This is a genomic window from Flavisolibacter ginsengisoli DSM 18119, from assembly GCF_900129295.1.
In the GTDB taxonomy this organism is placed as follows: Bacteria; Bacteroidota; Bacteroidia; order Chitinophagales; family Chitinophagaceae; genus Flavisolibacter; species Flavisolibacter ginsengisoli.
In genome coordinates this window covers 1-4,486 of sequence record NZ_FQUU01000039.1, presented here as the reverse complement: position 1 = coordinate 4,486, position 4,486 = coordinate 1, and the positions used below count along the sequence as shown (strand labels likewise).

The 4,486-nt window shown below is 47.0% G+C and carries 6 protein-coding genes; 5 read left to right on the top strand and 1 reads right to left on the bottom strand.

Going from position 1 to position 4,486, the window contains the following annotated elements:
* Positions 1–582: 582 nt before the first annotated feature.
* The 5 genes from BUA53_RS20680 to BUA53_RS20660 are packed head-to-tail and all read left to right on the top strand — an operon-like array spanning position 583 to position 2,832.
* Positions 583–1,101, top strand: a complete 519-nt coding sequence (locus tag BUA53_RS20680) for a hypothetical protein (protein ID WP_072837298.1) — start codon at positions 583–585, stop codon at positions 1,099–1,101.
* 19 nt (positions 1,102–1,120) lie between these two features.
* Entirely contained in the window at positions 1,121–1,321 is a 201-nt protein-coding gene (locus BUA53_RS20675; protein WP_072837297.1) for a UBA domain-containing protein, read from the top strand.
* Between the two features lie 10 nt (positions 1,322–1,331).
* On the top strand, positions 1,332–1,796 hold the full coding sequence (locus BUA53_RS20670; RefSeq protein WP_072837296.1) for a hypothetical protein: 465 nt from the start codon (positions 1,332–1,334) through the stop codon (positions 1,794–1,796).
* Positions 1,797–1,837: 41 nt separating this feature from the next.
* Positions 1,838–2,305, top strand: a complete 468-nt coding sequence (locus BUA53_RS20665; RefSeq protein WP_072837295.1) for a hypothetical protein — start codon at positions 1,838–1,840, stop codon at positions 2,303–2,305.
* Positions 2,306–2,337: 32 nt separating this feature from the next.
* Positions 2,338–2,832 carry a hypothetical protein gene (locus tag BUA53_RS20660; protein WP_072837294.1) on the top strand — a complete coding sequence of 165 codons (495 nt, stop codon included), beginning with the start codon at positions 2,338–2,340 and terminating at the stop codon, positions 2,830–2,832.
* Positions 2,833–2,911: 79 nt separating this feature from the next.
* Here BUA53_RS20660 and BUA53_RS20655 read toward each other — a convergent pair.
* The coding region (locus BUA53_RS20655; protein ID WP_139256542.1) for an MBG domain-containing protein at positions 2,912–4,486 on the bottom strand (1,575 nt) is incomplete at its 5' end.

The following is a 4,486-nucleotide window of genomic DNA, read 5'->3' as shown; positions in this document are numbered from 1 at the left end:
AACGAAGCAATCTGTTTGGCAGATGATGGAAGGTTTAGGAACCACGGAGGCAAAGCGGCACAGAGAAGCACATGGAATACTTTGCCGCAAAGACTTAAAGGCACAAAGAAACACAAAGAGAGGCAAGGAAATACACAGTTTGACAGCCGGTAATATTGCAGTCTTTTTCTTTAGTTAGTGTTTTGTGATTAATAATTTAACGGAGCTAAATTTTCTATAACTAAGAAGATAATACCCCCAAGCCTCAGGGAGGCGATATTTTGGTAGCAACAACATTATATTTTGAAGAAACAAAGTCCTGTAATGGAGACATTTAATTGAATCTGGCGCACACGTTTTAATCTATCCCAATACAATATCTCCGTTTTCAGGTTGAATATTTATTCTTATTCACCTGCGCATTTACGTTAGTACCGGTCATTCATTCCCAAACGTTCCCATTCGTGCCCATTTGTTCCCGAATGTGCCCAAACGTGCTAATTCGTGCTATTTGAGTCCCAAACCTGCCCAAACGTTCCCAAAACGGAAAGTGACCCTTGGGGCTGATAGTATGTTTGTGAAGTCATTATTCAAACCACTATTATGAACACAAACGATACTAACGCACAACCACAAGCGCAGCCGGCATCACTCGCCGCCATCGCCTGGCTCTTTGCCCGCTGCCTGCTATGGAACCAGCTTGAATTCTCAGCAAGGGAAGTGCAGCAGGCGCAGGAGCAGATCCTGGCCTTGCTTCACAACTGCGGCGATGCGCGTAAGGGTTTCAAGGCTTTTTGCCAGCGCGTGTTACTGGCGCAGCAATACCTCTCGCGCAGTGGGCGTCGTTACCTGCCACTGCCCACACAATGGCTGCACCCGGGAAATGAACAGGGCTTCGCGGGCACGCGCAACTGGCTGCGCCGCATTGAAGCGGCAAGAACTCCTCTGCCCTGCCAACGCCAGGAACTGAAAGCCATGGCGGAGGCTGTGCTGGAAATGCACGAAGAACCCTGCAGCGCCAATTACCAATACTGGAGAAGCTATTTCATACAGGTTGGTGAACCAAGGCTGCTGGAATTGTTCCAGCAATACCTGGCAGCCCTGCAATGGGATCATCAATAACAAGCATTAAAAACATGACATGAGAACAGTACCCAACAGGATCGTGCTCAATACAAAAGATATCATGCTCATTACGGGCAAGTCGGAACGCACCAGCCGCCGGCTGTTAAAAGAGATCCGGAGTTCGGCCCGCAATACCAGGGTGTCGTTTGTATCGCTGGAGCAGTTCTGCTCCTTTACGGGCATGACACGCGAAGAAGTAATTCCTTATTTACAATAAAACAAACATCATGACAACCATCCGGATAACAGAATTTAAAGGATACACCAAAGAAATGGTCTATCAATACCTGCAGCAATCCTGGCCCTGCTTTTACAAAATTGTTTTACCCAAGTCGAGCGACCTGCAACAGGGAAGAGACGAGATCTCAAACGACCTGTTGATGGCCGACCACCTGTGTAACAGGCTAAGGGAGCAGTCGGGTGAAATACTCTTTTCACTACCAGATCCCGCAAAGCCAGGCAGCTTTGATTTTGTGCTGATGACAGAAAACCTGGAGAGCCTGGCGGAAACCATTGCCCTGTATGCCAACGGGTATGAAGGCGAACTACCTTCCATGGAGCTTTTCGACGAGGTGGTGCTGAGCATTGGTTACCGGGACTTCGATCCGGAAGACATTCCCCATTACCTGGTGGCGAGCGAAAATATCTGCCTCCCGGACAGGGTGGTGGACATGAGCCTCTATTTTGAATAAGGCTATTCATTTTCTAATAAAATTTAAAACCTATAACAGTTATGATCACTTGTATCAAGCTCCCCGAATTCAGGGGATATACAAAAGAAGCATTAAAAGAATTCCTGTCCCTGGCGCCCACGCGGTTCTTTGATATTGTTTTGCCCAAGACCTCCCATATGAACAGTATGGGCGCCAGGGCCGTTTTTGAAGATTTTAGCCTGGCGCTGCATCTATCGCAGGGGCTTAAACGCATCAGCCACGACATCCTGTGTATGGTGACGCCTGTGCGTGATCCTGGTAGTTTTTCGCTATTGATCCTGGCTGACAGCCTGGAAGCACTGGCAGCACTGCTGGAACCCTATGTGAATGGCTTTGGTGCGGACGGGCGTCCAACAGCGCAGTTGCTATCATTGGCTGCTGCGCCGGAGCCGGCTCCCGGCGAAGCCCTCGCAAGTAACTATTACCATGATGTGTACATGGCGCTGAAAGACAGTAATTGTTCGCCCTATGCCCTTGCTGATTATTAAACATGCATCAACATTCATGTAAATCCAACCCTATGAAAAAGATCTACCTGGAAGACCTGGCGGGCCTTGCCGAAGAGCAGGTGTACCAGTTGCTCAATATCTATGACCGTGGCTTTCTGGGAATTGTGATCCCGAAGGTACACGACCTGCGTCATGATGGTGTTAGGGGTATTTACCAGGACTGCCTGGTGTCGCTTTACCTGGCTGTTCGTCTTTTTGCCATCAGCCAGCTAATCGGGTTCTCGATGCCGGCCCTGCGCAAAAGGGGTGAGATCACGGTGATCACCAGTACCCGGGAATTCAGGGTATTGGCAGGCATTCTTTGTTGTATGACCAGTGGTTATGACGAAAGAGGGATGCCCCGACCTACGTTCCTGGAAGCCTTGCCCGGGCTCATTGCCGAAGCACGGTCTCTTTATCCTTCACGGGCAACAGCCCTTGACCCTGTTTGCGCTGCTTTGGAAAGGGATCTTTCTGAAGAAAAGCTGCAGATCCTGGAGAAGCAGCTTGCTGAAGGTATTTTGTAAAGTTCTGTTCCTTTTTGCCATAAGGGAAGCAAAAAAAGGTGGCCTTTCGGCCACCTTGCTCGTGTTTTTAGGGTTGTTATTAGTTGGCTTGTTTAATCAGTTTCAGTTGCTTCCTTTCATTACCCTGTATCATTTCCACGATGTACATACCCGGGCGGTAGTTGCTACCGATCTGCAAAGTTTGGTTGGCAGACAGGTTGTTGAACATTTCCACTACCCTTCCGTTCAGATCCATCACCCTCACCTGGATCTTCTCTTCACGGTTGCTGCTTTGAACATTTACCGTGAATTTGTTGGTGCTTGGGTTTGGATAGGCTTTAAGTGCTATTGGAACTACCTCAACATTTAGATTATCAACCCTGGCAGCAGTAACTGTTTTCTTGGAATTGTCATGTATCACAATGGAGCCGCCGCCTAATGCTGTAGTTGGAACTCCATTTTCATCATTACCCATATTGTTATCATAAACAACGCCATTACTACCCCAAATCTTAATCCTAAACTTGTCAACGCCACCACCACCAGTTACTGTTCCATCAATACCCGAAACCATAAAGCTATAAGTACCTGTTCCATTGATTGTACCTGTTCCCCTGAAGGTTGCTTTAGCTCCTGAAATCACCAGGGTACCAGCAGAATAATTGCTAGACTTGAAATTCAGATTTCCTGCAGTAAACTGGAATTCAGTATTACCATCAACCGCATTGCTTCCCTTCTTGTATTGGGCATTGAATCCAAAGTTTGCTTTGCCGGTTAATGTAGGATCAGCTGCATAAGCATACAAAGGAGACATGATCCAACCACCACCAGTTACAAATCCTGCATTTGGATCATACACTGATAAATAAGCCGGAATTGAATTTTCACATCCAGAAGTAGCAACCACTTTATACAAATTAACAGTCAAACCAGTGAATGGTAGTGATTCAGCGACTCCTGCACTATTTGAAGTAGCCGTTATCGTTTTTGCGACACCTCCACCGGTTGTAGTTAATGTAAATGTGACCAGTACTCCACTAACAGGAGTTGTACCATTGGATGCATAGACAGTTGCTGAAACTTTAGCAGGGCTACCTAATGGGTAGGAGTTACCACTTGCTGATGCATCGATTGTTACACCTTTTATTTCAAATGGTGCTGATTGATACGTAATTTTGTAATTGCCTGTTTTATCGATTGAGCCTGCTACTATACTTAAATCTGCCTGAAGTATATCGAAGTTACCAACGCTCTCTCCTGCTACCCGTGTTAATGAACCTGCAAAGGCATCCCCTGAAGCCAAACCTACACCATTACCAGATACTGTGTATGTGTAATCATATACAGGATTAGACTGACCACAATATTTAAATTGTCCGGTTTTCACAGTTACTGTGATCGGACGAGTGGTGATAGTCAACGTAGCCGTGTTGTCGTAAGAGATGGTATAGTTATCCAGACCACTACCTGTGGCAGCGCTGATGCTGATCGGATACACCGGCCCAGGTGTGGTTACTGTAGCTGTTGCTGCACTACCTGCACTTGCAAGTGTTACACCTGTGATGGTATTACCATTCACCAATGAACCCGCTGCAATGCTGTAGTCCGTAGTGCCCATTGCAAGTGTCTCACCATACACCTTCGTGCGGTTGTTCGCCTTCAGGGTGATCGGACG